General features: G+C 71.3%; 19 protein-coding genes, 1 tRNA gene and 1 pseudogene. 12 read left to right on the plus strand and 9 right to left on the minus strand.

Features of this window, described 5'->3' with window-relative positions; all coding sequences use genetic code 11:
* The first annotated feature begins 137 nt into the window (after positions 1–137).
* Positions 138–1,946 (plus strand): AAA family ATPase, encoded by a 1,809-nt coding sequence (locus GA0115234_RS39210; RefSeq protein ID WP_256088925.1) that lies wholly within the window; start codon positions 138–140, stop codon positions 1,944–1,946.
* Here the strand turns inward: GA0115234_RS39210 and GA0115234_RS39215 are convergent.
* Positions 1,947–2,766, minus strand: a pseudogene (locus tag GA0115234_RS39215) (maleylpyruvate isomerase family mycothiol-dependent enzyme).
* Between the two features lie 251 nt (positions 2,767–3,017).
* Here GA0115234_RS39215 and sph point away from each other — a divergent pair.
* The 5 genes from sph to GA0115234_RS39240 all read left to right on the plus strand — a co-directional run bounded on the left by sph (position 3,018) and on the right by GA0115234_RS39240 (position 8,024).
* Entirely contained in the window at positions 3,018–3,998 is a 981-nt protein-coding gene (sph, locus tag GA0115234_RS39220) for a sphingomyelin phosphodiesterase (RefSeq protein WP_093551349.1), read from the plus strand.
* 49 nt (positions 3,999–4,047) lie between these two features.
* Complete coding sequence (locus GA0115234_RS39225) at positions 4,048–4,773, plus strand: response regulator transcription factor (protein ID WP_176729399.1); 726 nt, start codon at positions 4,048–4,050, stop codon at positions 4,771–4,773.
* The gene (locus GA0115234_RS39230; protein ID WP_256088926.1) at positions 4,763–6,727 is read left to right on the plus strand and encodes a sensor histidine kinase; all 1,965 of its coding nucleotides are present in this window, start codon (positions 4,763–4,765) and stop codon (positions 6,725–6,727) included. Before GA0115234_RS39225 ends, GA0115234_RS39230 begins: the two co-directional genes overlap by 11 nt.
* Before the next feature lie 125 nt (positions 6,728–6,852).
* On the plus strand, positions 6,853–7,254 hold the full coding sequence (locus GA0115234_RS39235) for a hypothetical protein (protein WP_093551351.1): 402 nt from the start codon (positions 6,853–6,855) through the stop codon (positions 7,252–7,254).
* Positions 7,255–7,394: 140 nt separating this feature from the next.
* Positions 7,395–8,024: a class F sortase gene (locus GA0115234_RS39240; protein ID WP_093551353.1), complete on the plus strand. Its 630-nt coding sequence runs from the start codon at positions 7,395–7,397 to the stop codon at positions 8,022–8,024.
* Here GA0115234_RS39240 and GA0115234_RS39245 read toward each other — a convergent pair.
* From GA0115234_RS39245 to GA0115234_RS39275, 7 genes are all read right to left on the minus strand, one after another.
* Positions 7,999–8,898, minus strand: a complete 900-nt coding sequence (locus tag GA0115234_RS39245) for an ATP-grasp domain-containing protein (protein ID WP_093551355.1) — start codon at positions 8,896–8,898, stop codon at positions 7,999–8,001. The genes GA0115234_RS39240 and GA0115234_RS39245 overlap by 26 nt on opposite strands.
* On the minus strand, positions 8,895–9,848 hold the full coding sequence (locus tag GA0115234_RS39250) for an ATP-grasp domain-containing protein (protein ID WP_093551357.1): 954 nt from the start codon (positions 9,846–9,848) through the stop codon (positions 8,895–8,897). The genes GA0115234_RS39245 and GA0115234_RS39250 overlap by 4 nt, the downstream gene beginning before the upstream one ends.
* A 159-nt stretch (positions 9,849–10,007) precedes the next feature.
* The gene (gene rbsD, locus GA0115234_RS39255; RefSeq protein ID WP_093551359.1) at positions 10,008–10,397 is read right to left on the minus strand and encodes a D-ribose pyranase; all 390 of its coding nucleotides are present in this window, start codon (positions 10,395–10,397) and stop codon (positions 10,008–10,010) included.
* Positions 10,394–11,416 (minus strand): ribokinase, encoded by a 1,023-nt coding sequence (locus GA0115234_RS39260; protein WP_093551362.1) that lies wholly within the window; start codon positions 11,414–11,416, stop codon positions 10,394–10,396. Before GA0115234_RS39260 ends, rbsD begins: the two co-directional genes overlap by 4 nt.
* An 82-nt stretch (positions 11,417–11,498) precedes the next feature.
* Positions 11,499–13,472, minus strand: a complete 1,974-nt coding sequence (locus tag GA0115234_RS39265; RefSeq protein ID WP_093551364.1) for an ABC transporter permease/substrate-binding protein — start codon at positions 13,470–13,472, stop codon at positions 11,499–11,501.
* Complete coding sequence (locus tag GA0115234_RS39270) at positions 13,462–15,015, minus strand: sugar ABC transporter ATP-binding protein (RefSeq protein ID WP_093551366.1); 1,554 nt, start codon at positions 15,013–15,015, stop codon at positions 13,462–13,464. Before GA0115234_RS39270 ends, GA0115234_RS39265 begins: the two co-directional genes overlap by 11 nt.
* Positions 15,012–16,028 carry a LacI family DNA-binding transcriptional regulator gene (locus GA0115234_RS39275; protein WP_093551368.1) on the minus strand — a complete coding sequence of 339 codons (1,017 nt, stop codon included), beginning with the start codon at positions 16,026–16,028 and terminating at the stop codon, positions 15,012–15,014. Before GA0115234_RS39275 ends, GA0115234_RS39270 begins: the two co-directional genes overlap by 4 nt.
* A 1,105-nt stretch (positions 16,029–17,133) precedes the next feature.
* Here GA0115234_RS39275 and GA0115234_RS39280 point away from each other — a divergent pair.
* Together GA0115234_RS39280 and GA0115234_RS39285 are read left to right on the plus strand one after the other, a co-directional pair.
* The gene (locus tag GA0115234_RS39280) at positions 17,134–18,105 is read left to right on the plus strand and encodes an alpha/beta hydrolase (RefSeq protein WP_093551370.1); all 972 of its coding nucleotides are present in this window, start codon (positions 17,134–17,136) and stop codon (positions 18,103–18,105) included.
* Between the two features lie 54 nt (positions 18,106–18,159).
* Positions 18,160–19,176 carry a hypothetical protein gene (locus tag GA0115234_RS39285; RefSeq protein WP_093551372.1) on the plus strand — a complete coding sequence of 339 codons (1,017 nt, stop codon included), beginning with the start codon at positions 18,160–18,162 and terminating at the stop codon, positions 19,174–19,176.
* Between the two features lie 89 nt (positions 19,177–19,265).
* On the opposite strand, the gene GA0115234_RS39290 is transcribed toward GA0115234_RS39285, so the two are convergent.
* Positions 19,266–19,353: transfer RNA gene (locus GA0115234_RS39290), tRNA-Leu, on the minus strand.
* Positions 19,354–19,746: 393 nt separating this feature from the next.
* On the opposite strand from GA0115234_RS39290, the gene GA0115234_RS39295 reads away from it, so the two are divergent.
* The 4 genes from GA0115234_RS39295 (at position 19,747) to GA0115234_RS39310 (ending at position 26,290) form a co-directional block, all read left to right on the plus strand.
* Positions 19,747–21,429 carry a thiamine pyrophosphate-binding protein gene (locus GA0115234_RS39295; RefSeq protein WP_093551374.1) on the plus strand — a complete coding sequence of 561 codons (1,683 nt, stop codon included), beginning with the start codon at positions 19,747–19,749 and terminating at the stop codon, positions 21,427–21,429.
* Positions 21,430–21,451: 22 nt separating this feature from the next.
* The gene (frc, locus tag GA0115234_RS39300; RefSeq protein ID WP_093551376.1) at positions 21,452–22,681 is read left to right on the plus strand and encodes a formyl-CoA transferase; all 1,230 of its coding nucleotides are present in this window, start codon (positions 21,452–21,454) and stop codon (positions 22,679–22,681) included.
* A gap of 3 nt (positions 22,682–22,684) precedes the next feature.
* Positions 22,685–24,823, plus strand: a complete 2,139-nt coding sequence (locus GA0115234_RS39305) for an acetate--CoA ligase family protein (RefSeq protein WP_093551378.1) — start codon at positions 22,685–22,687, stop codon at positions 24,821–24,823.
* Positions 24,824–24,892: 69 nt separating this feature from the next.
* Positions 24,893–26,290: an OFA family MFS transporter gene (locus tag GA0115234_RS39310; RefSeq protein ID WP_093551380.1), complete on the plus strand. Its 1,398-nt coding sequence runs from the start codon at positions 24,893–24,895 to the stop codon at positions 26,288–26,290.
* Positions 26,291–26,317 lie beyond the last annotated feature (27 nt).

Consider the following 26,317-nt stretch of genomic DNA (forward strand, 5'->3'; position numbering starts at 1 on the left):
ACCCCGGACGTCCCGGTGCCGAAACTATTCACCGTCCGTCAGGCCGTGTTGGATATCCTGGCGGTTGTTCCAGGTCGTCACGGCGAGCCCCGTCGGCCGTCGGCGCGCGGGCCGGGGGCCCGTCGAGGGGAGTAACTGTGCAGGGAGCAGCCGCACGCCGGGGTTCGGCCAGGAAGGCGGAGCAGGCCTGGCAGCAGGCGATGGTCCTGTTCCAGCAGGGCGATCAGGCGGCCGCCGCCGAACGGTTCTCGCTCGCCGCGGCCCACGATCCGCTGGCCGCCGACGCCTGGCTGGGGCTGCACGCGACCGGGCAGCGTCAGCAGGAGGCGCTGGACGGCATGGTCCGTGCCTCCGGGTCGTTCGGCGCGTTGCGTGCGAAGTTCGGGATGCCGCTCCGCTCCCGGTTCCAGCTCGGCCACTACGTCACCTTCCGGCTCGAAAGCGCCCGTGACCTCTGGGTGGCGGCCATGACCTCGCTGCTGGACGCCGGAAAGCTCGACGAGGCCTGGGCGGGGCTGGCCACGGCACAACTGGACTGCGACGAGACCCGGTTCGTCTGCACCCGGTACGCCTTCCTCAAGGAGGACTGGTCCCTGGTCCTGCGTTTCGCCCCGGGGATCCGTGACGCGTTCCTGCACGACGAGGCGCAGTTGTACGTGGGTGCGGCGCTGTTCGCGCAGGGTGTGTGTCACGAGGCGCTGAACGTGCTGGCGGAGCTGCCGAAGAAGCTGGAGTCCGGAAGCCGTTTCGACGCCGAGGTCAAGTACTTCATGGGCCGCTCGCTGGAGTCGCTGGGCCGCTCGGAGGAGGCGCTGAAGCGGTATCAGTACGCGTTCCGGTGTGCGCCCGGCCTCTTCGACGTGAATGTACGGGCCCAGGCGCGCTCCACGGCTCCGACGGCGTCGTCCGTCGCCGGGGCGCCTCCGGCGTCCTCCCCCGACCCTTCCCCGCCGTCCTCCGCGCGGGCCCCGGAGGTCCGTACGGCCGCGCCCGTCGCCGGTCCCACGGCCCCCGCGGCCGCTCCGGGCCTCCAGGAGGGTGCGGGGGACGGGCTGTCCCGGGAGGAGATGGCGCGACTGCTCGCACAGGCCCAGGAGGCGCTGGACGGCATGATCGGCCTGGAGCCGGTGAAGCGGCAGGTCCTCACGCTGATCGCGCAGCTGCGCATGGCGGCACTCCGGGAGGAACAGGGGCTGCCCAGCGGCGCCCGGCCCCGGCACTTCGTCTTCGCGGGCCCGCCCGGCACCGGGAAGACCACCGTGGCCCGCATCATCGGCAAGGTCTTCGCCGGTCTGGGGCTGCTGCGTTCCGGCCATGTCATCGAGGCCCAGCGCGTCGACCTCGTCGGGCAGCACCTCGGGTCCACCGCCATCAAGACCAGCAAGGTCATCGACTCCGCCCTGAACGGCGTGCTGTTCATCGACGAGGCGTACGCCCTGTCCAACAGCGGGTACAGCGGTGGCGACGCGTTCGGTGACGAGGCGCTCCAGGTGCTCCTGAAGCGGGCCGAGGACGACCGGGACCGGCTCGTCGTCGTCCTCGCCGGATATCGCGAGGAGATGACCGGGCTCCTCGCCGCCAACCCGGGCCTGGTGTCCCGGTTCAACACCCGTGTCGACTTCCCCTCCTACTCCGCCCAGGAGCTGCTCCTGATCGCCCGGTCCATCCTGGCCGGTCAGGGCGACGAACCCGACGAGGAGGCCGCGGCGGCGCTCGGCGCGCTCTTCGTCTCGGCGGTGGACGCGGGCATGGCCGACACCCTGGGCAATGCCCGCTTCGCCCGCGAGCTCTGCCAGAAGGCCGCCGCGCAGCGGGATCTGCGTCTGTACGCCGAGCACACGGGCGGCACGACACCCAGCAGGCAGGAGATCGTCACCGTACTGACCCAGGACGTGCTGGCGGCCCACCAGGAGCTCATGGAGTCCCACGGGAACCCGGCGCTGTGATCAGGGAGCCGTGAACAGCGCCGGGAACCGGGGAGCGAGCCAGGGCCTGCGGCCCCAGGCGAGCACCCGGCCCCGGGCCATGGCGCCATGGGGGTCGATGCGGCCGAGCGCCATCAGGAAGAAGGTGACCGGCTCGATGGCGATGGTGCAGTCCGGGCGGGCCGGCGGCCGGGGAGTGACGGTCACGGTTCCGTCGGTGAAGGTGACACCGAACCGGGCGCCGCCCCACAGGCGGATCGTGTACCGGGCGGTGAACCCGGCGGCGGTGGCGGCGTCGGTGACCCGGGGCATCGCCGTCATCAGGAACGGCAGGGACAGCGCGACGCGTTCGCGGTCGACCATGTGACGGCGTCCCAGCGCACGGGCCAGGTCGTAGCCGTGGCCGAGCATGTGCGTCAGCAGGTACGAGACCAGCACCGCGCGGCTCATCGGCCCCAACGGCGTCACCACGGACCCTGCACCTGCACCGTCCGCGGCCGTGAGGCAGGCGTCCGCGTGCGCCACGATCATCCCGGCCAGCGGCTCGGCGGCCCGCTCCCCGAATGCGGCGAGCGCGCGCTCGTTGGCGGCGGCCAGGCTCTGCGGCGTGCCGTCCCCGTAGCCGCGCTCCCGCCCGGCCGCGAGGTCGGCCATCAGCTCGTTGGCCTGTGCCAGATGCGCCGCGGCCTCCCCCCACGGTCCACTGCGATCCGGGCACCGGGACGCTCGTGTCGGCGACGCCGCGCAGCACCGCCGCGATCTCCTCGGCGGTGGCCCGCACGGCGTCGCCGAGCCCTGCGGGCAGCGTGTCCCGCGCCTCGCGTCCGGTCACCGGCTCCACGCTTCCTCCGCTCCGGGCGGGAGCCCGCCCGCCCGTGGTGAACAGCCCGCCCACGGGCTCCGTTCCGGATCGCCCCATGGCGCCCGGGTACACAAGACCAGGCCGCGGGGCCCGCGACAAGGGCTCGCGCCCATTCGTTCCGGCTGTGGCCGGACCGGCGGCATCCGATGTCTACCCATGGGTAACTCCCGCTGCTTTGATGGCGGCACCACCTTCCGCACCACCTTTCCCCCCTCGCACCAGGAGAACCCGTGCCGAATCCCGCGATCCGCCGCATCTCCGGCGCAACCCTGGCCGCCGCGCTGGCCGCCGCGACACTGGCGGTCGACGCACCGCAGGCATCGGCGGCATCGACCCCGTCCCTGCGCGTCCTCACGTACAACACGTTCCTGTTCAGCAAGACCCTGTACCCGAACTGGGGGCAGGACCACCGGGCCGCCGAGATCCCGAAGGCGCCGTTCTTCCAGGGCAATGACGTCGTCGTGCTCCAGGAAGCGTTCGACAACTCCGCGTCCGACGCGCTGCTGAGCGACGCCGCCGCGCAGTACCCGTACCGGACACCGGTGGTGGGCCGGAGCAGGAGCGGCTGGGACGCGACCAGCGGGGCCTACTCGGCCGTCACCCCGGAGGACGGCGGTGTCACCGTACTGAGCAAGTGGCCCATCGTCCGCAAGGAACAGCACATCTACAAGGACGCCTGCGGCAGCGACAGCTGGTCCAACAAGGGCTTCGCCTACACCGAACTGGACGTCCACGGTGTCCGGGTCCATGTCGTGGGCACCCACACGCAGTCGACCGACTCCGGGTGCAAGGCGGGCGAGGCCGCCGCGAAGCGCCGTCTGCAGTTCAGGCAGATCGACGCGTTCCTCGACGCCAGGAACATCCCGGCCTCGGAACAGGTCGTGGTGGCAGGGGACTTCAACGTCGACGCGTACTCCGCGGAGTACGCGTCGATGCTCGACGACGCCGGACTGACCGCGGCCACCGCCCGCACCGGTCACCCGTACTCCTTCGACACCCGGGAGAATTCGATCGCCGCCGACCGCTACCCCGACGACCCCCGCGAGGACCTCGACCACGTACTGCACCGCGCCGGGCACGCGAAGCCGGACGGCTGGACGAACGAGGTGGTCAAGGAGGAGAGCGCGCCCTGGACCGTGAGCAGCTGGGGCACCAGCTACACGTACACCGACCTCTCCGACCACTACCCGCTGGTCGCGTCGGCACGGTAGCGCTCCCGCTCCAGGGGCGGGATCCGCGTGGTCCTCTACGATCGTCCGCGTGTGCGCAAACGTCATAGTCGCCGAAGACGACGAGAAACAGGCCGAACTCGTACGCCGCTACCTCGAACACGAGGGCCATGCGGTCACGGTCGTCGGCGACGGCCTCGCGGCTCTCGCCGAGGTCCGGCACCGGGAGCCCGATCTCCTGGTGCTCGACGTGATGATGCCGCGCGCGGACGGCCTGGACGTGGTGCGGGTGCTCCGTGCCGAGCACCGGGAAGTGCCGGTGCTGATGCTGACGGCCCGCAGCACCGAGGACGATCTGCTGCTGGGGCTCGATCTCGGCGCGGACGACTACATGACCAAGCCGTACAGCCCCCGTGAGCTGATGGCCCGCGTCCGGACCCTGCTGCGGCGCAGCCGACGGGGCGCGCAGGGTGCCGAGCCCGTCGCGGACCAGGCGCTCAGGTGCGGTGCGCTGGTCGTCGACCCGGACCGGCACGAGGTGTCCGTCGGCGGCCGGTCCGTGGACTGCACACCCGGTGAGTTCCGGATCCTCGCCGCCATGGCGACCGAGCCCGACCGGGTCTTCACCCGGCAGCGGCTCCTGGAGGAGCTGCACGGCTTCGACCGGTACATCAGCTTCCGCACGGTCGATGTGCACATCATGAACCTGCGCAAGAAGATCGAACCCGCACCGCGTCGGCCGGCCCGGCTGCTCACCGTCTTCGGGGTCGGCTACAAGCTGACGGACCCGGAGAGGGGCGCTTCGCGTGCGTGGTGAGCAGCGGCGGACCCGGCTCCCTCTCCGCAGGAGTCTGTTCGGCCGGCTGCTGGCGGTGTCCGCGCTGGTGGCCGCCTGTTCGGTGGCCGCCACCGCCTGGATCGCCGTGCAGACCACCTCCGGTGCCATCAAGCAGGAGCAGGGCCAGAACCTCACCGCCGACGCCCGGATCTACAACACCCTGCTCGGCTATGCGGCGGGCCACTCCACCTGGGACGGCGTCGACGGCACCGTGCGCGATCTGGCACGTCAGTCCGGCCGGCGCATCGCGCTGACCACGGAGCAGCGCCGGCCCCTCGCCGACTCCGCGTCCCTGCCGTCACCGCCCGCGCTGCCGCCCCAGGCCTCGGCGATCGTCGACCCGCTGTCCGTGGACACCGCGCTGTCCCGGACGGCCGACCGGGAGGGTGGCGCGGCCGACCGGGTCGACCCGCGCGCGGTGGGTCCGTTCCGGTTGCCCGCCGCCGAACGTACGGCGTTGCAGAACGCCGCCGACCGGAACGCGGCCTGCCTGAACCGCATCGGGATCGCGGCGGACGTGGTCCGCGGTGCGAGCGGACGCCCGCGCGTCCAGGTGGTGGGCAACGATCCGGACCGCCTTCGGAACACGCGGTGCACGTCCGAGGAACTGGACACCCCGACCGCGACCGAACGCAAGGCACTGGACGCGCTCAACGGACTGGCCAACGCCTGCCTGAAGCGGCAGAGCCGCTCGGCCATCCACCTCAATCCGGACCTGTCCTGGGGCGACGGGCCCATGCCCCGGCCCGCCGCCGGCGTCGTCAAGGTCGCCACCCCCGTGCCGAGCGTCCGGAACGGCGAGGACGACCGGGCCGCCGCCTCCTGTGTGGACACGGCGCGCAGGGAACAGCTCAGTTCCTATGTCGCCTCGCCCGCGCTGCTGTTCATCGGCGACGAGGGCGGCACGACCGTGCCCGGCTTCGACCTCTCCCCCGCGAACACCGCGAAGATCGCGGGGGCCGCGGCGCTCGTCCTGGCGCTCACCGTCGGAGCCACGGTGCTCGCCGGGTCCCGGCTCGTACGGCCGCTGCACGCCCTGACGGGTGCGGCACAGCGGATGCGGGACGGTGAGGACTCCGCGCCGGTACGGGTCACCGACGACAACGAGATCGGCCGGCTCGCCGCGGCCTTCAACGACATGGCCGACCACCGCGCGCGCCTGGAGACCCAGCGCAAGGACATGGTCAGCGACGTCGCCCATGAGCTGCGCACCCCGCTGAGCAACATCCGGGGCTGGCTGGAGGCCGCTCAGGACGGCCTGGCGGAGCCCGATCCTGCGTTCATCGCCTCGCTGCACACGGAGGCCGTGCAGTTGCAGCACATCATCGACGACCTCCAGGATCTCGCGGCGGCGGACGCGGGTGCCCTGCGTCTGCACCCCGAGCCGGTACGTATCGAGGACGTCCTCGCACAGGTCGCCGCGGCGCACCAGGCGCGCGCCGAAACCGCGGGCGTCGCACTCTCCGCGCTTCCGGCGGTGGGCGACGCGCCCCCACCCGAGCTGTGGGCCGACCCGGTCCGGCTGCGCCAGGCCATCGGCAACCTGGTCTCCAACGCCGTACGGCACACCCCGTCGGGCGGCCGGGTGACGGTGCGCGCGTACGGCTCGGCGTCGTCGGCGGACGGGGCGGCGGACGGTGGTGAGGTGGTGGTCGAGGTCGCGGACACGGGCAGCGGCATCTCGGCGGCACATCTGCCGCATGTCTTCGACCGCTTCTGGCGCGCCGAGAAGTCACGCAGCCGGCGCACCGGGGGCAGCGGGCTGGGGCTGGCGATCGTACGGAAACTCGTGGAGGCGCACGGGGGCTCGGTGAGCGCGGTGAGCGTCGAGGGGCAGGGCTCGGTGTTCACGCTCCGGCTGCCGGCCGCCCCGGCGGAGGCCGGGTCGCAGGAGGCGGACGGCGCGGCACCGAAGGCCCCGGACCGGGCCTGATGCGATGACCACAACGTCCTGACAGCTTCTTCATAACTTCACGCCAGCCTGTCGGCATGCCTCGTGCCCGGTGCGCACCAGACCCCGGGCATCACCGAGGCCCACCTGGAATGGAGTCATCCCCTATGCCCAACCGTCTCCTGCGCACCGCCGTCCTCGCCGCCGTCGCGGCGGGCGCGGTGCTCGTACCGTCCGCCGCGGCCTTCGCCGATGCCTCGCCCTCGGCTCCCTCCGTCAAGCGGTCCGCCGCGGCGGGTACCAACGGCGGCGCCAGCGCCGCCCCTGAGGACGCGCAGCCGTCGGCGGTGCCCCGTGGTGGTGTCGCCGCGGGCGACAGCCCGGCTCCGGCCGTCAAGCGTCCGGGGAGCGCCGCTCCGCGCGGTGGCGTCGCGGCGGGCGAGCGTCCGGCCGGCACCTCCGGCGACAGCACCACCATGATCGCCGGCTCGGCCGCCGGGGCGCTTCTGCTCGCCGGGGCGGGCACCGTCGTACTGCGCCGCCGCTCGGCCGCCCAGCGCAACGGCTGACCAGCCCGACCCCACGGCCGCCCCGGGTGTCGGCCGACTGCCGAGGCAGTCGCGACGCCCACCGGAGGCGGCCGGACTTCGTGGCGCCGTCCGTTCCCGGGCGGCGCCACTGCCGATCTCCGCCCAGACCTGGAGCCCCCATGTTCCGTCCCTCGTCCTCGCTCCGACGCGCCGCACTGCCGCTGCTCGCCTGCCTGTTCCTCGCCGGTTGCTCCTCCGACGTCACGGACGGCTCGTCCGCCACCGCACCCCGCAACGGTACGAGCACCGCTCCGGAGCGGACCGGTGCGAAGGAGGCCGGGAAGTCGGAGGGTTCCCGGCCCGCAGCGGCCGCTCCCGTCCGGGTCGGCATCCCCTCGCTGGGGATCGACAGCGAGCTGATGCGCCTCGGCCTCAACCAGGACGGCACGGTCGAGGTCCCGCCCGCCGAGAAGGGCATGACCGCCGGCTGGTACACCGGCGGTGTCACGCCCGGTGAGCCCGGTGCGGCGGTCATCATCGGACACAACGACACCCGCTTCGGGAAGGCCGTCTTCCACGATCTGAAGAAGATCGCCAAGGGAGCGGACATCGCCGTCCGCAACGACCGGGGCGCGGAGCTCCACTTCAGGGTCACCGGCACCGAGACCGTCAGCAAGAAGGCGTTCCCGACCGAGAAGGTCTACGGTGCCACCCGGGCGCGCACCCTGCGCCTCATCACCTGTGACGGCTCCTTCGACGCCCAGGGCCACCCGGTGGACAACCTCATCGTGTACGCGACCCGGAGCTGACGGCGGCGTCGAGGCCCGGAGTGTCCCGGACCGTCCCGGACTTCGCGGGCGGGAGAGCCGGGCCGGGGCGTCGCAGCGCCAGGGCCGCCAAGGCCTCGGGGGCGCCCTTCTGGCCGCGGATTCCCGGGAAGGCGTTGATGTCGACGACGACGGGACTCCCCTCGCGGTCCAGCAGGTCGACACCGTAGACGTCCAGGCCGAACACGTCCCCCGTGCGCAGGACGAGCCGGATCCAGGCCGGTGGCAGGTCGCGGATCAGCGGCTCGGACCGCGCGCCGTCCGGCGGTGCGCCCACCGCCGCGGGCCGCACCCCCGCGAACACCTCTCCCGCGATCACCCACAGCTTGTGGTCCCAGCCGCTGTTCGCGAGGAACTCCTGCAGGACGACGGGCTCGTCGGACCACTCGGCCGCGAGGTCCCGGAGCCCGTCCGGCCCGTCCACGCGAGCGACCAGGTCGCCGCGTCGGCTGTGGCGGCTCTTGACCATGAACGGATAACCGCGCTCCGGCAGCCCCGCTCCGTGGAGGGCTTCGGAGAGCGCGCCCAGGGTCCGGGTCCGGGGCATCGGAAGACCTGCGCCTTCCGCCACGGCGGCGATCCGGCTCCTGTCCTGGCACAGCTCCGTCGCGGCGGCGGAGTTCACCACCCGGGCGCCGAGCGCTTCGAGGGAACGGGCCAGCGCCAGGGCCCTCGGGGTATGGGCCTTGAGGAGGTAGACGTCGGCGAGAGCGTCCGGGGCCACCGGGTGCGACGGGGGCCCGGCTCCGGCGTCCGGGTCCAGGAACGTCACCCGGTGCTCCGCCTCGGTCAGCGCGGCGGAGGCCGCGGCGAGCAGCGGATGGTCCGCCTTGTCGGTCAGCAGACACACCCTCATATCTGGACGCCCTCCGGCACGGCCGCCGCCATGCCCGCTCCGGGCCCGGAGTCGGCGACGGGGTGCGGCTGGGGCCGCCCGTAGGGGATCAGCGGCTGTGCGGGGATGCGCGGGACAGGGCCGAGCGCGCCCATCCGGTCACCGCCGCCGGTCCTGGCCAGCTCCAGGACGGCTCCGGCCAACCGGGCTGCCGCGTCGGGGACCTGACGGAAGCTCGGGAAGTCGTTGATGTCGACGATCACCGGGCCGTCGGGGCCGAGCACCACATCGATGCCGTACAGATCGAGGCCGAAGACCGCTCCCACCTTCGCCGCCGCCGCGGCCACCTCGGCGGGCAGCGGGACGGCCCGCTCGTCGACCGGTGCGTCCGGGTGGAGCGGGGAGCGGCGCACGGTCGCGTGGAACTCACCCGCGAGACAGTAGACCTTCAGATCGGAGCCCGGATTGGCCACGTAGGGCTGGGCGATGAGCTGGCCCTCGTCCGCCTTTTCCGTCTCCGCGAGTTGTCCGGGGTCCGCCACCAGCCGTACTCCGCGCCCCGAGCTGCCGTCGGCGGGCTTGACCACCAGAGGGAAGAGCTCGTCGGGAATGTCCGCGAACAGTGCGGCCCTCGGTGCCGAGTACGTCACGGGGACCGGCAGGCCGTGCTGTCGGGCGATGACCGAGGTGAGGACCTTGTCGCGCACCGCGCGGATCGACCGCGCATCGTTCACCGTGGTCAGGCCCACCGCCGCCGCGGCCTCCAGCAGGGTGAGCCCGGGGCCGCCGGACACGGTCTTGAGTACCCAGGCGTCATGGGTCCCCGCCCGCACCTCCTCCGAGATCCGCAGCAGTGAGCCGCCGGGGCGCACCACATCCACCTGGTGTCCCCACGACGTCAGTTGTCGGACCACGTCAAGCGGCATGCCGTCATGCCGGTACAGCTCTTCGACGAGGAAGCAGAGCTTCATCCCAAAACCCCTCGGTGCCCCACGACTGACGGGGGCACAACGGTGCCTCGTGGTGCTCCGTCGAGCACCACCAAAAGGGCAACGCTACGTCACGCGCACCCCAAGGCAACGCCTGCCATGGGTTACTGATGAGGCGTCTCCTCGGCCGGCCCGTTCCCGTCAGAAGAAGACCCCGCACCGCAGCAGCACATTCGCGTACGGCCGTGCCTCCCCCGTCCGTACCACCAGCCGGGCACCCGCCGAGAGCGCCTTCAGCTCGTCGTGCGGTACGTGCGCGAGTCCCGGGAGGCGGGCCGCCAGGAGACGCGCGGCCTCCGGGTTGGCGTCCCCGATCTCGTCCGCCGCTGTCGCGCCCTCCACCACGAGTTCGTCCAGCAGGCCGTCGAGCACCTCGGCGAAGGAGGGGACACCGGCCCGGAAGGCGAGGTCGACGACGCGGGGACCGGCCGGGACGGGCATCCCCACGTCGCAGATCAGCACCCCGTCGCCGTGGCCCAGTTCGGCCAGGGCCCCGGCGAGGTGGCGGTTGAGGATCCCTGTCTTCTTCACGGGGCCGGGGTTTCCTCTGCGTCCGGGGCTTCCCCCGTGGCCTGGGCTTCCTCTGCGCTCGGGAATCCCGCCACGGCCGGTACTTCCACCGCCGGGACTTCCCCCACGGGAACTTCCTCCGCCGTCGGGAAGGACGCCTGCGCCCCCCGCCTGGTGACGGCTGCCGCGCCCACCCGCACGGCGAACGCGGCGGCTTCGGCGAGCCCCTCGCCCCGGCCGAGCCGCCAGGCCAGGGCGGCGGTGAACGCGTCGCCCGCCCCGGTCGTGTCCACGGCCTCGACCACGGGGCTGGGTACGCGTACGACATCGCCCCCGCGGGTGTCGGCGACGAGTGCGCCCGCCGCCCCCAGCGTGACCACGACCGAGCGCGGCCCGAGCCTCAGGAGGGCTCGCGCCCATTCCCCGGGGGTGCTGCCCGCTGCCCCGCCGAGCATGAAGCGCGCTTCGTGCTCGTTGACCACCAGCGGATCGCAGACGGCCAGCACGTGCTCGGGCAGGGGCGCGGGCGGGGACGGGTTCAGCACCAGCCGGGTACCGGCTGACATCGCACCGGCCACCTCGGCCACCGTCTCCAGCGGGATCTCCAGCTGTACGGAGACGACCCGGGCCGCACCGAACAGGGCACCGGCCGCCCGGATGTCCTCCGGAGCGAGGCGGGCGTTGGCCCCCGGCGACACCACGATGCTGTTGTCGCCCGAGGGGTCCACGGTGATCAGCGCGACGCCGGTGGGGGCGCCGCCCACGAGGACGCCGGTGGTGTCGACGCCCGCCGCCCGTTGGGATTCCAGCAGCAGGCGGCCGTGCGCGTCGTCACCGACCCGGGCCAGCAGGGCCGTGCGGGCTCCGAGACGGGCGGCGGCGACCGCTTGGTTCCCGCCCTTGCCGCCCGGGTGGACGGCCAGATCGGAGCCGAGCACGGTCTCCCCCGGTGCGGGGCGGCGTTCGACACCGACGACCATGTCGGCGTTGGCGGAGCCGACGACCAGCAGGTCGTACCGGTCGTGGTCGTTGACGTGCATGGTTCCTGCTTTCCGAGGTCGGACGCTGTGCGAGGAGCGCCGTTCAGGTTTCCGGGGTCCGGCGCCGTGCAGCGGGCGCTGTTCAGGCGAAGTCGGCGACATTGCTCCTGGTGACGACCTTGACCGGCACCTTCACCATGCTGTCGACCTTCTTGCCCTCCGCCGCCTTCACCGCGTTCTGCACGGCGATCCTGCCCAGCTCCTTCGGCTGCTGCGCCACAGAGGCGTAGAGCGTGCCCGCGGCCACCGCCTTCAGGCCGTCCGGGGTTCCGTCGAATCCGACGACGGACACCGTCCTGCCCGCCTTGCTGCCGAGCGCCTTGACCGCGCCGAGCGCCATCTCGTCGTTCTCGGCGAAGACACCGGTGATTCCGGGGTGGGACTGGAGCAGGTTGGTCATGACGTCCAGGCCCTTGGTCCGGTCGAAGTCCGCCGGCTGCTCGGCCACGACCTTGATGCCCGGATACGCCTTGAGGCCTTCGGCGAAGCCCGCGCCGCGCTCGCGGCTGGCCGAGGTGCCGGCGGTCCCCTGCAGGATGGCGATACTGCCCTTGCCCCCGAGCCTGTCGGCCAGTGCCCTGGCGGCGAGCCTGCCGCCGGCGACGTTGTCGGACGCGACCAGCATCGCGGTCCGTGCGTCGTTGACGCCCCGGTCGGCGGCGATCACCGGGATGTCCGCCTTGTTGGCACCCCGGACGGCGGGGCCCGCCGCATCCGAGTCCACCGGGTTGACGATGATCGACTTCATGCCCGAACTCGTGAAGTTCTCCAGCTGGTTGGCCTGCTGCGAGGCGTCGTTCTGCGCGTCGGTGACGGTGAGGTCGACCCCGGCCGTCTTCGCCTCGGCCTGCGCGCCCGCCTTCATCTGGACGAAGAACGGGTTGTTGAGCGTGGAGAGCGACATGCCCACCTTGGTGGTGCCGCCGGAGGAGCCGGAGTTGAGGTAGGACACCCCGCCCACGACAACGGCCACGCACAGTGCGGCGATGCCGAACCTGACCGCACCCGCTCCCTTGCGGCCGGAGCCCGGTGACCCCGGCGCGGCGGACGAACCACCCGGCGCGACGGCCCCGGATCCGGCCTTGCGGCGGAGGGTGTCCAGCAGCACCGCGAGGGCGATGACGACGCCGATGACGACCTGCTGCCAGAACGCGGAGACGGACAGGAGGTTGAGCCCGTTGCGCAGCACGGCGAGGATCAGTGCGCCGATCAGCGTTCCGGACGCCTTGCCGACACCGCCGGCCAGGCTGGCACCGCCGATGACCACGGCGGCGATCGCGTCGAGTTCGTACCCCTGCGCGGCCTGCGGCTGCGCGGAGGTCAGCCGGGAGGCGAGGACGATGCCCGCGACCGCGGCGAAGAGCCCGGACAAGGCGTAGATGGCCAGCTTCTGCCGCTTGACCCGCAGGCCGGAGAGCCGGGCCGCTTCCTCGTTGCCGCCGATCGCGTACATCGACCGGCCGATGTAGGTACGGGCCAGGATCAGTGCCGCGACCAGTCCCATCGCGATCATCACGAGGACCGGGACGGGCAGCCAGCCGCCGAGGGTGTCGCCGAGCACGGAGACCGAGCCGGGGAAGTCGATCGGCTTGCCCTGCGAGATGACCAGGGACAGACCGCGCGCGATCGACAGCATCGCCAGTGTCGCGATGAACGGCGGCAGCTTGCCGTACGAGACGAGCGCCCCGTTGACGAAGCCGCACGCGATGCCGGTGGCGACGGCGAGGACGACCGCCAGCCAGACCGGCAGCCCCTCCGAGGTCGCCGTCCAGGCCAGGACGGTCGCCGAGAGCGCCGCGACCGAGCCCACGGACAGGTCGATGCCCGCGGAGACGATGACGAAGGTGACGCCGAACGCGAGGATCGCGGTGACGGCCGCCTGTACGCCGATGTTCAGCAGGTTCTGGGTGGTCAGGAAGTCGCCGGAGAGCAGCGACATCGCCACCAGCAGGACGACCAGGGCGCTCAGGGCGCCGTTGTCGAGCAGCAGCCGGCGGACCGTGTGCCCCGCGGCGCCACCGGCGCCCGAATCGCTCTTGAGCGTGTCAGTGGCCACGGGGGCTCTCCTCTTCGTTCGCAGCCGGATCCGCGGTCGCGGCAGTGGGGGTGGGGGGTGCGCCGACGGCGAGGGCCATCACGGCGTCCTGGGTCGCCCGGTGCGCGGGAAGTTCGCCCGCGATCCGGCCCTGGGACATGACCAGCACCCGGTCGCTCATGCCGAGGACCTCGGGCAGGTCGCTGGAGATCATCAGAACCGCGTGGCCCGAGGCCGTCAGTTCATTGATGAGCTGGTAGATCTCGACCTTGGCACCGACGTCGATGCCACGGGTCGGTTCGTCGAGGATCAGCACTCTGGTGTCGGCGAGCAGCCACTTGCCGATGACGACCTTCTGCTGGTTGCCCCCGGAGAGCGTACGGACGTGCTGGCCGAGACCCGCCATCCGTACGCCGAGCTGTTCGGCGATCCGGGCGGCGGCCACGCGCTGTCCCTTGAGGTCCACGAGACCGGACCGGCTCGCCGAGCGCAGGGTGACCAGGCCGAGGTTCTCCTGCACCGAGGCGTCGAGCACCAGGCCCTGCCCCTTGCGGTCCTCGGGCACCAGGCCGATTCCGGCGCCCATCGCCGCGGTGACGTCGTGCTTGGCCAGTGGCGCGCCGAGCACGTCGACGGTGCCGCCGTCGTAGGGGTCGGCGCCGAAGACGGCACGGGCGACCTCGGTGCGTCCGGCGCCGACGAGACCAGCGAGGCCGACCACCTCCCCGGCCCGTACGTCGAAGCTGATGTCATGGAACACCCCGGCGCGGGTGAGCCCGCGCACGGACAGCAACGGGCCCCCGGTCTCCGGGCGTTCACGGGGGTACTGCTGCTCGATGCTGCGTCCCACCATCAGCTGTACGAGCTCCGCCTCGGGCGTCGAGGCGGGCACCTGGTCGATGCTCCGGCCGTCGCGCAGCACCGTGACCCGGTCGCCGAGTGCCGCGATCTCTTCGAGGTGGTGGGTGATGAAGACGATCCCGACCCCGTCCGCCCGCAGCTGCCGCACGATCCGGAAGAGCTTGTCGACCTCTTCCGAGGTGAGGACCGCGGTCGGCTCGTCCATGATCAGGACGCGGGCGTCCAGGCTGAGCGCCTTGGCGATCTCCACCATCTGCAGCCGGGCGATGCCCAGTTCGCGAACCTTTGCCTTCGGCGAGACGTGCAGGCCGACGCGGCGCAGGAGCACCTCGGCGTCCGCCTCCATGCGCCGCCGGTCGATCATCCCGAAGCGGCGCGGCTGCCGGCCGAGGAAGATGTTCTCGGCGACGGTGAGATCGGGTACCAGGTTGAACTCCTGGTAGATCGTGGCGATTCCGAGCCGTTCGGCGTCCTGTGCGCCGTGGATGCGGACCTCGCGCCCCTGGGCGAGGATCCGGCCGCTGTCCGGGCGGTAGGCGCCGGAGAGCATCTTGATGAGTGTGCTCTTCCCGGCCCCGTTCTCGCCGAGCAGGACATGGACTTCGCCGCTGCGCAGATCGAAGTCCACACTGTCCAGTGCGACCACACCGGGAAAGGTCTTGCGTACGCCTTCGACGCGCAGCAACTCGTTCGGATGGCTCACCGGTTGCTCCTCCGGTCCGGAGCGGGCTCGCCGCAGGAACGGCGTACGACGAGACGGGCGGGGAGGGTGACGGACTGCGGGGACCGGCCCTCGACGATGTCGACCAGCGCGCGGACGGCGGCGCGGCCGAGTTCACCGGTCGGCTGGGCGATCGCCGTGATCGGCGGGTCGGTGTGCACGAACCACGGGATGTCGTCGAAGGCGGCGAGCCCGATGTCCTGCGGCACCCGCAGACCGGCCGCGCGGATGGCGTCCAGCGCGCCGAGCGCCATCAGGTTGTCGGCGGCGAAGACGACCTCGGGCGGTTCAGGGAGTGCCAGGAAGCGTTCGGTGACGCGCCGGCCGCTGTCCGCCTGGAAGTCGCCCTGGCCGATGTGGACGTCGGGCAGGGTGAGTGCGTACGCGCGCAGCGCCTCGCGGAAGGCCTCGACGCGTTCGTTGCCCGTGGTGGTGGCCGCGGGGCCGGCGATGATGGCGAGCCGGCGGTGGCCCAGCGCGTGCAGATGGGCGACCAGGTCCCGGATCGCGTCGCGGCCGTCGGCCCGTACGACGGGGACGTCGACGCCGGGCATCCAGCGGTCCACGAAGACCATCGGGGTACCGCCCCGCGCCACGTCCGCCATCAGCGAGGAGTCGCCGTCCGCGGGCGAGACGAGCAGCCCGTCGATCCTCCGGTCGAGGAGCGTACGGACGTGATGGTCCTGCAGCTCGGGCCGTTCGTCGGCGTTGCCGATGATGACGCTGTAGCCGAGGGCCCGTGCCTCCTCCTCGACGAAGCGGGCCAGCTCGGTGAAGTACGGATTGAGCACATCGCTGATGACCAGGCCGAGGGTGCGTGTCTGGTCGGTGCGCAGGGACCGGGCGACGGCGTTGGGCCGGTAGCCGAGGGCGTCGACGGCGGCGCGGACCCGGGTCCGCGCGTCCGGGCTGACGGAGGGATGACTGTTGAGGACGCGGGAGACCGTGGCGACAGAGACTCCCGCCTGGGCCGCGACATCCTTGATGCTCGCCATGTACGGACCACCTCCTTGTGGTTTCCGTGAGCCTCGAAACCAGCGGACCGAAGTCATGGAATCGATTACACGGATGATTGGAAACGATTACATGGCTGGAAACAAGACCCCGCCCGCTGTCCGAGACCGGATCGTGACGCGCGCACCGGAGGCCGGGGGTGCCCTGGGGTGATCGACGGATCCTCCGGATCACCGGCTCGTGCGGTCGGCCGGGCGGTGGGTCACGCCCTATGGACAGCGCTGCCGCCGGTGTCCGACGCTCCTGCGGATGGCAGCGAACAGCGTCTCATCGGACCGCCGACACGCCACGGTCCGGTACGGACGGCCCCCGAAGCCGGAAGCCGTCCGTACCGGACCGGTCGAAGGCGTTCAGCCGACCTGCACGAGGATCTTCCCGCCGACGCCGCCGCGCAGCGAATGAGGGCGTCGATGACGCCTTCCAGGGGCAGTTCCCGCACTCCTCCGGTGGTGTCGTAACCCCCGTCGACCATGGCCGCCATGACCGCGTCGAACTCTGTGGGCCGGTATCCGACCGCGCCGACGATCTCTGCCTCGCCCATCATGAGCTGCGTGGGCTGGAGCTCCGTCGGGTGCTCGTGCAGTGCGGCGACCACCAGTCGGCCGCCGGGGACGAGGCCTGCCAGAGCAGAGGTGGGCGAACCGGGCACCGAGGCCGATCGGCCCGGCCCCCGCGACGAGCGCCGTGCCGGCCCACCGCCATCGGCTCGGCGAGCGCAGCCATCCGCAGGTCCGCTCCTTCCGGCAACACGTGCAGCATCGATGCCTCACACGTGGTGAATTCCGCCCGCCCACCGCCGTTCACGTTCGAGCGATCGAGCCCATCAGCCGGCCCGAGAAGGTTCGCCGTCAGAATCCTTCGTTCCTCGCCACCCGGTCGGGGTGCTCGCTGTTCGTGCGGGTGCGGTCGGGGCGGACCGCTCGAACGGCGGGTGGATTGCCGTGAATCCGCTGCGAACGGCGGTTACGCAGCCCGCTCGGGAAAGCGAGCATGGTGCATCGCAGGCCGCGAAACACAGACCGCCACAGGCCCTGGACCACCCCGGGAACAGGCCCTGGACCACCCCGAGATTCGAGGGAGTCCCCCATGTCAGATACTGTCCCCCGCCCGCCTCTGGACCCCGAGTTGGAGGCCGCCCTCCTGCTCGTCCAGGACCAGGTTCCGACCATCACACCCGAGCTGATCCCGGCCATGAGACAGGCGGGCACCCCTGTCGACGTCTCCGACGACGTGCTGGCGGACGCCGGAGTCACGCGCCGCGATGTCACGATCCCGGGGTTCGAGGGCGCCGACATCCAGGTCTCGGTCATCACCAGGCTCGGTCGTACGGGCTCACGACCGGGACCCGGGGTCTACCACGTGCACGGCGGAGGCATGATCCTCGGTGACCGCATGGTCGGCATCACCCAGGTCCTCCCCTGGATCGTCGAGCACGACGCCGTGGCGGTCACCGTGGAGTACCGGCTCGCACCCGAGTCTCCCGACCCCTGCCCGGTCGAGGACTGCTACGCGGGCCTGGTCTGGACCGCCCGCCACGCCGCCGAACTCGGCATTGACCCGGAGCGCCTGATCATCGCGGGCGCCAGCGCCGGCGGGGGGCTGGCCGCCGGGACCGCCCTCCTGGCCCGGGATCGCAACGGACCGCGACTGGCCGGGCAGATGCTGATATGCCCGATGCTCGACGACCGGGACGAGAGCGTCTCGACCGTGCAGTTCGAGGACGCCGTGCTATGGGACCGCACCAGCAATCGCACGGGCTGGTCGGCCCTGCTGGGTGGGCGCCGAGGGACCGACGACGTGTCGGTGTACGCCGCGCCGGCCCGTGCGACGGACCTGTCCGGGCTGCCACCGACGTTCATCGACTGCGGCTCGGCGGAAGTGTTCCGCGATGAGGGCGTCGCCTACGCGGCCGCGCTGTGGCGTGCCGGAGTCCAGGCCGAACTGCACGTGTGGCCGGGCGGTTTCCACGGCTTCGACATGATCGCCCCGCACACCGCCGTCTCCCAGTCCGCGACCGCCGCACGCCGGGCCTGGCTCGCACGCCTCCTCGACGCGTGACCCCACCGTTGCCGGAGGCGGAGGTACGCTGACGCAGTACGCCAGGGAGCGCAGATGCACGAACTCGTCGGCCGGATCACCGCTCTGGACCCACAGGCGAGCGAGACCCTCAAGGTCATCTCCTACTTCGACACACTGATCACCGGGGGCGTCGGCCTGGACGGACTCCTGCGCGGCGCCGCCGCCCTGTCCGGCACCGTCGCCGGTGCCGAACGGCGCGGCCGGACCAGCCGGCGCGATCCGGAGGGCCGGCTCCTGGGCGGCACCACCGGCCAGGAGCCGCGATTCCCCGTACGCCCCTGTTCCGGCGGCAGCGTATGGCTGGAGCGGGAAGGGCCCGCGCACGCGAACGACGCGATGATCATCGAGCGGCTCGCCTTCGCGGTCGAGCTCCTCGAACTGCACCGCGACGCGGGCGGCGCCCTGGAGATCGGCATCGACGCGGCCCGAACGGTCAATGACCGCACGACGGCCCTGGCCCGGCTGCGCCTGGACGCGGGCACCCGGATCCGGTTGATCGCGACCAGCGCCGACAAGAAGATCCCCGGCGCCCCCTCCACGATCCTGCCGACGCGCTACGGGATCCTGCGCGCGACCCTCGACACGACGGGAGACGTGCCGCTCCCGGGCCGGGCAGGCCTGGGCCCGTGGGTGCGAGCCGACCGGGCACCCGCGTCGTGGGACGGCTCGATCGTCGCGCTCCGGCTCACCGACGCGTCCACGCCCACCGTCGACGCGACGGACCTCGGCGTCATGCTCATGTTCCTGCAAGCCCACGACCCGCGCGTCCCGCACGAGGACGTCCGGGCGCTGTTGCGTCTCGACGCCCGCTCAGCCGCGGTTCTGCGTGTGCTCGTGGAAGCGGACAGCGTCCGCGCCGCCGCGGCGCGACTCGGCATGCACCACTCCACCCTGCAGGCCCGGCACGAAGCGCTGACACGCGACCTCGGCTACGACCCACGCACGACCACCGGCCGGACGCGCTACATGGCGGCCGCCCTCCTCCAGCGCCTCACCGACCCGGTCCCGGAACCGAAAACGGCTCCGGAACCAGGACCGGGCAGGAACTGAACAGGGCCGGACCTCTGTCCACCACAACAACAAAGCCGGTCAGAGCGACAAAGTGTCGCTCTGACCGGCTTCATTTGGTCGGTTGACCTTGGTGTCCGAGGGGGGACTTGAACCCCCACGCCCGATAAAGGGCACTAGCACCTCAAGCTAGCGCGTCTGCCATTCCGCCACCCGGACCAGGTGGTCGGCCCCGGTTTCCCGCGGCGACATGGAAAACAATACCAGGGGTTCAGGGTGGCCATCACCCGCATTTCCGGTGGTCAGTGCGGTGCGGCGGATACGCCGGCCACGATCCTGCGGCATTCCCCCCGACCCGGCCACGATGCGTGGTCACGACCGCACGCACCGTGCGATTCCGGCCGACGGCAACCGCGAAATCAGGCCGCCCGAGGCACGCGGATCCACGAGACCGGGCCGCGGCGGGACGCTCGCGAAAGTGCCGCACGCCCCCTGGACACCGTCCGCCGGATGCGGGATAACAATGTCCATACAGTATTCGTCGACTGTATGCAATGCGCTGACAGAGTGCCGCACGGCTTCCGCACCCCCTACGAAGGGACAGGTATCGCCATGCCCGAGGACAGCGAAGAACTCATCTCCGGTGGACACCTGGTCGCCAAGGCCCTGAAGGCCGAGGGAGTGGAGCGCGTCTACACGCTCTGCGGCGGCCACATCATCGACATCTACGACGGCTGCGTCGACGAGGGCATCGACGTCGTCGACGTACGGCACGAGCAGGTCGCCGCCCACGCCGCCGACGGCTACGCCCGGATCACCGGAAAACCCGGCTGCGCCGTCGTCACCGCCGGGCCCGGTACGACCGACGCCGTGACGGGGGTGGCCAACGCGTTCCGGGCTGAGTCGCCCATGCTGCTCATCGGCGGGCAGGGGGCGCACAGCCAGCACAAGATGGGTTCGCTCCAGGACCTGCCGCACGTCGAGATGATGTCGCCCGTCTCCAAGTTCGCGGCGACCGTGCCCGACACCGCGCGGGCCGCCGACATGGTGTCGATGGCGTTCCGCGAGTGCTACCACGGGGCACCCGGGCCGTCCTTCCTGGAGATTCCGCGCGATGTGCTCGACGCCCGGGTGCCGGTGGCGCGGGCCCGGGTGCCGGCGGCCGGGCGGTACCGGGCCTCGACCCGTACGGCCGGTGACCCCGAGGCCGTGGAACGGCTCGCGGACCTCCTCGTGCATGCCGAGAAGCCGGCGATCCTGCTGGGCAGCCAGGTGTGGACGACCCGGGCGACCGACCGCGCGGTGGAACTCGTACGCACCCTCAACGTTCCCGCGTACATGAACGGGGCCGGCCGCGGCACCCTGCCGCCCGGCGATCCGCACCACTTCCAGCTGTCGCGGCGGTACGCGTTCTCCCACGCCGACCTCGTCATCGTCGTCGGCACACCGTTCGACTTCCGGATGGGGTACGGCAAGCGGCTCTCCCCCGACGTCACCGTCGTACAGATCGACCTCGACTACCGCACCGTCGGCAAGAACCGGGACGTCGACCTCGGGATCGTCGGGGACGCGGGGATGGTCCTCGAAGCGGTCACGCAGGCCGCGAGCGGGCGGCTGAACGGCGGGGCCGTCAGGCGCAAGGCCTGGCTGGAGGAGCTGCGTGCCGCCGAGCGGAGCGCGATCGAGAAGCGGCTGCCGAGCCTGCGTTCGGACGCCTCGCCGATCCACCCGTACCGTCTGGTCGGCGAGATCAACGACTTCCTCACCGAGGACTCGGTCTACATCGGGGACGGCGGCGACATCGTCACCTTCTCCGGGCAGGTCGTCCAGCCCAAGGCGCCCGGCCACTGGATGGACCCGGGGCCGCTGGGCACCCTCGGCGTCGGCATCCCGTTCGTACTGGCGGCCAAGCAGGCCCGGCCCGAGAAGGAGGTCGTGGCGCTCTTCGGCGACGGGGCGTTCTCCCTGACCGGCTGGGACTTCGAGACGCTGGTCCGCTACCGCCTCCCGTTCGTCGGGATCGTCGGCAACAACTCCTCGATGAACCAGATCCGTTACGGCCAGCGGGCCAAGTACGGGGACGCGCGCCAGCGGGTCGGCAACACCCTCGGCGATGTCCACTACGACAGGTTCGCCCAGATGCTGGGCGGCTACGGCGAGGAGGTCCGCGACCCCGCCGACATCGCCCCGGCACTGCGCCGCGCCCGCGAGTCGGGGCTGCCGTCGCTGATCAACGTCTGGATCGACCCCGACGCCTACGCCCCCGGAACGATGAACCAGACCATGTACAAGTAGCAGTGGCGAAGGAGCCGTCGGCATGACCAGAGCTCTTGAGGGCGTGCGCGTCCTCGACATGACGCACGTACAGTCCGGTCCCTCGGCCACCCAGCTGCTCGCCTGGCTCGGCGCCGACGTGGTGAAGCTCGAAGCGCCGGGCGGCGACATCACCCGCAGGCAGCTGCGCGATCTGCCGGATGTCGACTCCCTCTACTTCACGATGCTCAACTGCAACAAGCGGAGCATCACACTCAATGTGAAGAGCGGGCGCGGCAAGGAGATCCTCACCGAGCTGATCCGCCGCAGCGATGTGCTGGTGGAGAACTTCGGTCCCGGCGCCGTCGACCGGATGGGATTCACCTGGCAACGGATCCAGGAGATCAATCCACGCATCGTCTACGCCTCCATCAAGGGGTTCGGCACGGGACCGTACACCGACTTCAAGGCGTACGAGGTGGTCGCCCAGGCCATGGGCGGCTCGATGGCCACCACCGGATTCGAGGACGGCCCGCCGCTCGCCACCGGTGCGCAGATCGGGGACTCCGGAACGGGGATCCACGCGGTGGCCGGCATTCTGGCCGCGCTGTTCCAGCGCGAGAGCACCGGACGCGGGCAGCGCGTCGATGTCGCCATGCAGCACGCGGTGCTGAACCTGTGCCGGGTGAAGCTGCGCGACCAACAGAGGCTGGCGCACGGCCCGTTGGCCGAGTATCCCAATGAGGACTTCGGCGACGAGGTGCCTCGCAGCGGCAACGCCAGCGGTGGTGGACAGCCGGGGTGGGCGGTGAAGTGCGCGCCCGGCGGCCCCAACGACTATGTGTATGTCATCGTGCAGCCGGTGGGGTGGCAGCCGCTCTCCGCGCTCATCGGACGCCCGGAACTGGCGGACGACCCCGAGTGGGCGACGCCCGAGGCCCGGCTGCCCAGGCTCGGCAAGATGTTCCAGCTCATCGAGGAGTGGTCCTCGGCGCTGCCCAAGTGGGACGTGCTGGAGCGGCTCAACGCCCATGGCATCCCGTGCGGCCCGGTCCTGTCCATCAAGGAGATCGCCGAGGACGAGTCGCTGGCCGCCAACGGGATGATCGTCCGGGTCGAGCATCCGGAGCGCGGCACGTTCACCACCGTCGGCTCCCCGCTGAAGCTCTCCGACTCCCCCGTGGACGTGGTGACTTCGCCGCTGCTCGGTGAGCACAACGAAGAGGTGTACGTCGGTGAACTGGGCCTCGGCGACGAGGAACTGCGGCTGCTGAAGACGGACGGAGTCATCTGAGCCATGGCCGGATCACAGGATCGCGCACGGGTACGGGAACTGCTCGACTCCGTCCGGGCCGCCGGGCGCGACGCGCTCACCGCCCCCGAAGGAAAGACCGTCGCCGACGCCTACGGGATCGCCGTGCCCGGCGAGGAGCTGGCCCGGGACATCGACGAGGCGGTGGCGTACGCCGACCGGCTCGGCGGACCCGTGGTGCTGAAGATCGTCTCGCCGGACGTGTCGCACAAGACGGAGGCCGGCGGTGTCGTCGTCGGTGTGGAGGGCGCCGCGGAGGTCCGGGCCGCGTTCCGCCGGATCGTCGAGAACGTGCGGGCGTACGCACCCGATGCCCGGATCGACGGGGTGCAGGTGCAGGAACTGGTGCCGCCCGGACAGGAGGTCATCATCGGTGCGGTGACCGACCCGACGTTCGGGAAGGTCGTGGCCTTCGGACTCGGCGGCGTGCTGGTGGAGGTGCTGAAGGACATCACGTTCCGCCTGGCCCCGGTCACGGCCGACGAGGCGCGGTCGATGCTCGACTCGATCGGTGCGGCGGAGGTCCTGCGCGGGGTACGGGGTGCGCCGGCAGTGGACCGATGGGCCCTGGCCGAGCAGATCCAGCGGGTGTCCCGACTCGTCGCGGACTTCCCGGAGATCGCGGAGGTCGACCTCAATCCGGTCATCGCCACACCGGAGGGTGCGGTGGCGGCCGACATCCGCATCCTGCTGGCGACCCGGACCGCCGTGCCCCGGCGCGCGTACGGCCGCGAGGAGATCCTGGCCTCGATGCGGCGGCTGATGGAGCCCTGCTCGATCGCGGTGATCGGCGCGTCCGACGAGCCCGGGAAGATCGGGAACTCGGTGATGCGGAATCTCGTCGACGGGGGCTTCGCCGGCGAGATCCACCCGGTGAACCCCCGGGCCGGTGAGATCCTGGGCCGCAAGGCGTACAGGAGTGTCATCGACGTTCCCGGTGAGGTGGATGTGGCGGTCTTCGCGATCCCCGCCGCATCCGTGGCCCCGGTGCTGGAGGAGGTGGGGCGCAAGGGCGTACCGAACGCGGTGCTCATCCCCTCCGGCTTCGCCGAGACCGGCGAACAGGGCCTCCAGGACGAGCTCGTGGCGATCGCCGAGCGGTACGGCGTGCGGCTGCTGGGTCCCAACATCTACGGCTACTACTCGACGTGGCAGGACCTGTGCGCCACCTTCTGCACGCCCTACGACGTCAAGGGCGGGGTGGCGCTCACCTCGCAGTCCGGTGGGATCGGCATGGCGATCCTGGGCTTCGCCCGTTCGACGAGGACCGGTGTGTCGGCGATCGTGGGGCTCGGCAACAAGTCGGACATCGACGAGGACGATCTGCTGACCTGGTTCGCCGAGGACCCGCACACCCAGTGCGTCGCGATGCACCTGGAGGACCTCAAGGACGGACGCGCGTTCGTCGCGGCGGCTCGGGCGACCGTACCGAGGAAGCCCGTCGTGGTGCTGAAGGCGGGCCGTACCAGCGCCGGTGCCAGGGCGGCGGGTTCGCACACCGGCGCGCTGGCGGGCGACGACGCGGTGTACGACGACATCCTGCGCCAGGCGGGGGTGATCAGGGCGCCGGGGCTCAACGAGATGCTGGAGTACGCGCGGGCACTGCCGGTGCTTCCGACGCCGAAGGGGGACAACGTCGTCGTCATCACCGGCGCGGGCGGTTCGGGGGTGCTGCTGTCGGACGCGATCGTCGACAACGGCCTTTCACTGATGGAGATCCCGCCGGATCTGGACGCGTCGTTCAGGGCGTTCATCCCGCCGTTCGGCGCGGCGGGCAACCCGATCGACATCACGGGCGGCGAGCCGCCGTCGACGTACGAGGCGACGATCCGCCTGGGCATGTCGGACCCGCGCATCCACGCGCTGGTCCTGGGCTACTGGCACACGATCGTCACCCCGCCGATGGTCTTCGCCGAGCTGGCCGCACGGGTCGTCCGGGAGTTCCGGGACCGCGGCGTCGTCAAGCCCGTGGTGGCGTCGCTGGCCGGTGACACCGAGGTCGAGGAGGCGTGCGCGTACCTCTTCGGGCACGGTGTCGTGGCCTACCCCTATACCACCGAGAAGCCGGTCGCGGCGCTCGGTGCGAAGTACCGCTGGGCAAGGGCCGCGGGGCTGCTGAGCTGACCCTTCCCAGGCACGGAGAGTTTGGACAGGCAGCGCCGGCCAGGTTCTTTGGAAGCCGAGGGGAGATCCATGAGCACAGACGAACGACCGGGCAGGACGCCGGGTGCCGCGTTCCGTGAGGTGACGGACGCCAAGGGCCGTGTCTACCGTGTGGGCGAGAGCGACCGGGATCTGCTCGGTCACAGCCGCAAGCTGATGGTGTATCTGCCGTGGATCGCGATGATGGCCATCAGTGTGTCCGAGTACGCCTACGGCTCCGCGGAGGACACGCTCTCCGAAGCCCATGGCTGGACGCAGAGCAACACCTTCTGGATCCTGAGCGTCTGGGTCTTCTTCCAGGCGGGGGTCGCCTTCCCCGCCGGGTGGCTGCGCGAGAGGGGGATCCTCACCGCGAGGCGGGCCATGTTCACCGGGGCCGCGCTCTGTCTCGTCGGCTTCGTCGCGCTCTCGCATCTGGACGATGTGACCGCCGCGATCTGCGGGTTCGGGATCATCGGCGGTCTGGGGTCCGGGCTCGTGTACGCCACCTGCATCAACATGGTGGGCAAGTGGTTCCCGGAGCGGCGCGGCGCGAAGACCGGATTCGTCAACGGAGGCTTCGCCTATGGTGCGTTACCGTTCATCTTCATCTTCAACTACGCCTTCGACACCGGTGACTACAACGAGGTCCTGGATCTCATCGGTGTCTATGTGCTGATCGTGGTGGCGGGCTGTGCCTGGTTCTTCAAGGACCCGCCGAAGAACTGGTGGCCCGCCGAGGCCGGCCCGCCGGATGGAGCGGGTGGCACGCGGAGTGCGGCCGGTCCGGCGAAGAACCCTCCGGCGGTGAAGCAGTACACACCGATGGAGGCCGTCCGGACGGGCATGCTCCCGCTGATGTGGCTCGCTGTCGTACTGACCGCGGGGGTGTCCATATTCGGCATCTCGTTCCAGGTGGACTTCGCCAGGGACGTGGGTTTCGGCCCGCTCGTCGCGGCGTCGTCCATGGGTGTCATGTCCGTCATCAACGGTGCCGGCCGTGCCGTGGTGGGCTGGCTGTCGGACCTCTGGGGCCGCAAACAGACCCTGGTGTTCGTCATCGTCGTGCTGGGTCTGGCCCAGTTCGGTGTGATCTGGGCCGGCCATGCGCGCAACGAGTGGCTGTTCCTGTTCTTCGCCTTCCTCTCCGGATTCGGCGGCGGCGCCTTCTACCCGATGTTCGCCGCGCTGACCCCGGACTACTTCGGCGAGAACTACAACGCCACCAACTACGGCCTCGTGTACAGCGGGAAGCTGGTCAGCGGACTGTTCGGCGGCGGACTGGGCTCGATGGTGGTCCATGCCTGGGGCTACGACGGCGCCTACGCGCTGGCCGGCGGGATCTCCATGGTGGCAGCCGGCATCACGCTGATGCTGAGGCAGCCGGGCCGCCCGCGGGTGCGCGGCACGGCCCCCAAGCGGGTGCCGGTCGGCCGCGAGGCGGTCTGAGCCGCTCCCCGCGCGCACGCACGACGG

This window comes from Streptomyces sp. DvalAA-43 (genome assembly GCF_900091725.1).
In the GTDB taxonomy this organism is placed as follows: Bacteria; Actinomycetota; Actinomycetes; order Streptomycetales; family Streptomycetaceae; genus Streptomyces; species Streptomyces pulveraceus.

Excerpts from the sequence above, each read along its gene's own strand:
- GA0115234_RS39285 (WP_093551372.1), top strand. The coding sequence starts at position 18,160 with ATGCACGAACTCGTCGGCCGGATCACCGCTCTGGACCCACAGGCGAGC.
- GA0115234_RS39250 (WP_093551357.1), bottom strand. The coding sequence starts at position 9,848 with ATGAAGCTCTGCTTCCTCGTCGAAGAGCTGTACCGGCATGACGGCATG.
- GA0115234_RS39310 (WP_093551380.1), top strand. The coding sequence starts at position 24,893 with ATGAGCACAGACGAACGACCGGGCAGGACGCCGGGTGCCGCGTTCCGT.
- GA0115234_RS39280 (WP_093551370.1), top strand. The coding sequence starts at position 17,134 with ATGTCAGATACTGTCCCCCGCCCGCCTCTGGACCCCGAGTTGGAGGCC.
- frc (WP_093551376.1), top strand. The coding sequence starts at position 21,452 with ATGACCAGAGCTCTTGAGGGCGTGCGCGTCCTCGACATGACGCACGTA.
- GA0115234_RS39245 (WP_093551355.1), bottom strand. The coding sequence starts at position 8,898 with ATGAGGGTGTGTCTGCTGACCGACAAGGCGGACCATCCGCTGCTCGCC.
- GA0115234_RS39275 (WP_093551368.1), bottom strand. The coding sequence starts at position 16,028 with ATGGCGAGCATCAAGGATGTCGCGGCCCAGGCGGGAGTCTCTGTCGCC.
- GA0115234_RS39235 (WP_093551351.1), top strand. The coding sequence starts at position 6,853 with ATGCCCAACCGTCTCCTGCGCACCGCCGTCCTCGCCGCCGTCGCGGCG.
- GA0115234_RS39295 (WP_093551374.1), top strand. The coding sequence starts at position 19,747 with ATGCCCGAGGACAGCGAAGAACTCATCTCCGGTGGACACCTGGTCGCC.
- GA0115234_RS39260 (WP_093551362.1), bottom strand. The coding sequence starts at position 11,416 with ATGCACGTCAACGACCACGACCGGTACGACCTGCTGGTCGTCGGCTCC.
- GA0115234_RS39240 (WP_093551353.1), top strand. The coding sequence starts at position 7,395 with ATGTTCCGTCCCTCGTCCTCGCTCCGACGCGCCGCACTGCCGCTGCTC.
- GA0115234_RS39305 (WP_093551378.1), top strand. The coding sequence starts at position 22,685 with ATGGCCGGATCACAGGATCGCGCACGGGTACGGGAACTGCTCGACTCC.